Annotated in this window: 3 protein-coding genes and 1 pseudogene; 1 reads left to right on the plus strand and 3 read right to left on the minus strand. The window is 43.4% G+C overall.

Annotated elements, in window-relative coordinates:
• Positions 1-1,208 (plus strand): annotated as a pseudogene (locus EDC14_RS26245) (IS4 family transposase); the annotation flags it as partial.
• Between the two features lie 37 nt (positions 1,209-1,245).
• Here the strand turns inward: EDC14_RS26245 and EDC14_RS26250 are convergent.
• The 3 genes from EDC14_RS26250 to rlmH form a co-directional block, all read right to left on the minus strand.
• On the minus strand, positions 1,246-2,190 hold the full coding sequence (locus tag EDC14_RS26250; protein WP_132018333.1) for an IS982 family transposase: 945 nt from the start codon (positions 2,188-2,190) through the stop codon (positions 1,246-1,248).
• A gap of 405 nt (positions 2,191-2,595) precedes the next feature.
• Positions 2,596-3,363, minus strand: coding sequence for a helix-turn-helix domain-containing protein (locus EDC14_RS26260; protein ID WP_132018336.1), 768 nt, complete (start codon positions 3,361-3,363; stop codon positions 2,596-2,598).
• A gap of 303 nt (positions 3,364-3,666) precedes the next feature.
• Positions 3,667-4,146 carry a 23S rRNA (pseudouridine(1915)-N(3))-methyltransferase RlmH gene (gene rlmH, locus EDC14_RS26265; protein WP_132018339.1) on the minus strand — a complete coding sequence of 160 codons (480 nt, stop codon included), beginning with the start codon at positions 4,144-4,146 and terminating at the stop codon, positions 3,667-3,669.
• Positions 4,147-4,729: the final 583 nt, after the last annotated feature.

Genomic DNA, 4,729 nt, shown 5'->3' on the forward strand with positions numbered 1-4,729 from the left:
GTCTTGGTCTTGGTTTTTGGTCATAAAAACTGGTCCCAATTGCTTCAAAGCAATAAGGGAGATAAGTTTCCCGGCAAAGACGCGGTTTACCGTTTTCTAAATCATTGTGGTTATGCCTGGCGTCGGTTCCTATTATTTTTAAGTTCAGCCACTGTGGCGAAAGTCCGTGCCGTAACCCAAAAAACCGCTGTCTTTGTGGTCGATGATTCAATGTACGACCGAGATCGTAGTAAAACAGTCGAACTGCTGGCGCGTTGTTTCGATCATGCTAAAAATCGTTTCTGTAAAGGTTTCCGTATGTTGACTTTAGGATGGTCCGACGGGAAAACCTTCATTCCTTTAGACTTTGCTTTACTTAGCTCGATGAAATCCCAAATCAATGGCATCTCGGAAGAGGTTGATAAACGTTCATCCGGCTATAAAAGACGGCTGGAAGCTTTGCGACCGGCGCCGGAACTTATCCCGGAAATGATTCATCGCGCTTTGGCTCAAGGCGTAATCGCTTCGTATGTGCTGATGGACAGCTGGTTTACTTTTGCGCCATTGATTCAAGCGCTTACCCGCCAGGGTCTGGAAGTGATCGGAATGGTTAAAGCTACCAACCAGCGTTATCTGGTGGGCAATCGTTCATTATCGCTACAGGAGCTTTACCGGGTTGCAACTCCAGTCGCTGGGAAGAAAAGTATTTTACGTTCGATTCACGCTCAAATGATGCCCCATGTTCCGGTAAAGATCGTCTTCGTAAGAAATCGTAATAAGAGAAAGGAATGGTTGGCGATTTTAAGTACGGATTGCGCTTTATCGGAGGAGGAAATCATTCGGATTTACGGTATCCGTTGGGATATCGAAACCTTCTTTAAATGTTCCAAGTCGCTGCTTCGCCTTCAAAAAGAATTTCAAGGCCGTTCTTATGACTTGTTGATTAGCCATACAACGATTGTGTTTACCCGCTACATCTTATTGCTTGGCAACAGCGCTGTAATACGGACCAGCGGACCTTGGGAGGATTATTCTCGCAACTCGCGGATGAATTCAATGAACTTGATTGGGCAATTGCTTTAATGACTCTCTTGGATCTGTTATCCGATATTTCCGCCCATGTTAACTCTAAAATTCGTAAGTTTATTCATTGTCAACTCCAAATCTGGTTCGCTGGTTTGCCCAACTTTATCAAGGCGTATTTACCGATTCCAAGCTGCGAAAGTTGAGTATATAAGTTAATTTAACCTGTTGTGCTAGATAAAGTTAACCAAAGACAAGATGTTTGATCTTTGAAAACTGCATACTATGTCCGAAAAGCATATTGATGAAATAGCAAAGACAATGAGCTAAGATTTTGGTTTGAATACGGGAAATAAAACCCCAATACGATTTCGCTAAAACTCTTTCAATGTTCAGTTGATTGGTAAGTTGGGAACCAGAAGTCTCAATTCTTCGCCGAAGCTTGAAAATCAGTTGACGGATCGCTTTGGGCCATTGTATTTTACTATGGTTCTTTGGCAGCGGCAAAAGATTGATCGCTTTTTCGGTTTTCAATTCAGAACCTAAGTCGCTACTGATATATCCCTTATCACCGAGAATCGTGATTTTTTGATAGGGCTCCACCAAATCCCAGGTTGCGGCCCGGTCGTCAACATTGGCGGGAGTAATGGTAAAGTCCGTAATAAACCCATCGAAGGACCCCAATAAATGTAGCTTATAACCCAAATAGGTTTCCTTTTTGGAAGGACATTTCCCGTAAGTTGCTTCATAGCCTCGAAAAGTCTTGTGAAAATGGGCTCGCCCAAACTTACAGACCGGTAGTGGCAGACTGTCGATAATTCGGTATGATTGATAGACGTATCCAGTAATTTTTGCGATTTCTTTGCGAATGATCTCCATGACCCGATGAAGGTTTCGACAAGTTCGATTAAACCGCGTCCGGTCACAGAAATCCGGAAATAAGTCGCGCTGATTTTTCTTACAGAATTCAAACCAGGCTTTTTCTGAATCGATGGTAAATAATTCTCCGACGAGTCGAATGGTGATGATTTCACTGTCACTCATTTTTAAACTGCCGCTATTTCGTCGATGCTTGATGTTGATGGGGACGATTTGTTGGTAGATATCATCAATGACCGTATAAATCACTGTAAATAGGTCTTTGATGTTTTCGATTTCCTTGATACAATATTGCTTGGAATCCAGCATTCTTGTCTCTCCTTATCTCTTTTAGCCATTTGATAAGTCGGACTTTTATGCTGGATTTCTTATACCTTTTTTCAGTTCAAATAGCACAACAGGTTACTTTAGGTAAATTATATAAGCTACGCGGGGGATCAGAGCAAGTACCTACCAAAGATGGGTGGCTTATGTCTAACCTATGAGAATTGACAGTAGATACGACGCATATTAAAAAAGAACTGAATTTCCGCCCCAAATATCCTTCAATTTATACTGCCAGGGATATGGGAGCCTTGTAGAAATTTCCTTGACACTTCAAAGCCTTCCACCAAAAAATCTCCCATAAATTTTCTGAACTGACCCTTCTGGGATAACGCCCTCAATACCCTGCAAATGAAATATAATGATAGATAGTAATCTACTCCGATTGTTTCAGTCTTCCAGATTTCTTATATAAGGGATGTATTGTATATTACCATCAACCCGTGCTTTTCCCGATTCAATAATGGTATGTTCCAGCCGTTCAACTTCACTTCTTGTCAGTTCAAGCTCACTGTGAAATTTAGTTTTGTAATTTTTGAGATAACAAATGAATTTGCTTTTGTTATCTCGATCTTGCAAGATAGCTATTGAGTCACATGTTGCTAGTAGCGGAAATTCATCACTTTCAATCTGAGCATCATTTTCCACTATATACTGCACACAAGTAAAGCCACGTTGGGGCTTATCTTCAATGTTAGGAATCAACCAATCACGTCCATACTTCTTTGCATATCTTAATTTCCCACGCCTAATCCATTGCCTGACCGTGACAGGCTCAATTCCAAGCATGGAGGCATATTGCTCAACAGTAAGATAATCGCATTCGACCTTTATTAAAGTGTGTTCCACAGTTGTGGTCATGCTTTTAATCTCATCATTTTCAACTTCAATCTCTTTAGCCTGACTTAAATTCAACTCCATGCTATTCCCTAAAAACTGATATTCATAGAACCACCAAAGTTCTGTCAAAACCGGAAGTTTGCATTTCTTTACTGCTGCAATAAATTTTTCGCAAAGTTTTACTCTGTTTTTTATGACTTCACTTGAATACCCAGACTCTCCATTCTTTTCGTGTTCAAGGTATAACTCTAACGACTTTAAAACATCTTCACGTGTAAACAGCCAGTTTTCACGGAATAGTTCTTCTTTAATGTCCATAAAGAAGCCTCCAATTAAGTAATAGTTTAATAGTATTGTAACGCAACGCTACTAAAATGTCAAACAAATCCAAATACGTATAATTTCCCCAAAAATAATTTTTTGAATTATCTTACTTCTGCAAAATTCTATGTTCAATATCCGTACCCGGCAGTTGGCGATTAAAGGCTTCAAAATTTAAATTGGCCTAGCCTTTTTGCATCTATGTCATGATTACCGAACATTTGTTGCCTTGTTATAAATGGTGGAAGATTAATCGCGGTTGCTGGATGTTATAAAATCCGAGATAAATGAGTTTCGCCGTCACTTATGATACGGTTCCCCCCGCCCGATCTTGCACGCCCGGTACACCTGCTCCAAAAGCATCACCCGGAACAACTGATGCGGAAAGGTCAATTTGGAAAAGCTCAACCGCAGTTTCGCACGGTGAACCAAATCCGCCGCCAGTCCCAGCGAACCCCCGATGACCAAAGTCACCGCTTCCCCGTTCAGATCCCGTTCTCGAAAGAAATCCGCCAACTCCGGCGAGGAAAACTGCTTCCCCGCGACATCCAGAGCCACCAGGTAGTCCCTGGCGTCGATAAAGCGGGCGATGGCCTCGGCCTCTTTCGTCCGAAGCTGCTCCTCCTCGGCCGGGCTCATCCGTTCCGGCCCCGGCAGGTCGGGGACCTCGATCAACTCCAGTTTCAGATAGGGCCGGAGCCGCTTCAAATATTCGGCCTGGGCCGCCGCCCAGTACTGCTCCTTTAACTTGCCGACGGCGATGATTTTGACTTGCGCCATGTACGAAACCCATCCTTTCAGTATCCCAACAATTCGCCCTAACGGCATTATTTCCTTTTGGGCCGGCTGCCATTTCAAAACGGGTTCCGCCGCTAGCCGCTCTCCGAAGGGCGACGGCCCGTTTATACCGCTAACCTCCTAAAACAACCCGCCCACGCGGAGTAGCCTATTGGCGCCGGGTAAAGTTTCCGGCAACCGTTACCCCGATTGGATCATGGCGACGATTGACCGTTGAACATTAAGCACGGATCTCTCTTTCGGATTCCGCGAAGCTGAGCCGGCTATCTCCATGGACTGAATCTACTGGGAGTAATTGCGTGCAGCCTTGAATTCCGGCCCCCTAATATATCAGTCGATCCCTTCTCATGTAAGGTATGGTCTTTCGTCCAACTAGGATATTCTTCATCCTTGTAAGGGATGTCCTGATCCGTGTTAGGGATGCCTCGATCCTTTCAAAGGATCTTTCTCTCCTTGTAAGGTATGCCTTCATCCGTGTTAGATATAATGGAAGTGCCAGCATCCGATTCGCAAAACGTAGGTTAAACTAAGCGAGAGCTTAGAACAGAGCTACAATACGAAGGAG

This window comes from Hydrogenispora ethanolica, assembly GCF_004340685.1.
GTDB classification, from domain to species: domain Bacteria; phylum Bacillota; class UBA4882; order UBA8346; family UBA8346; genus Hydrogenispora; species Hydrogenispora ethanolica.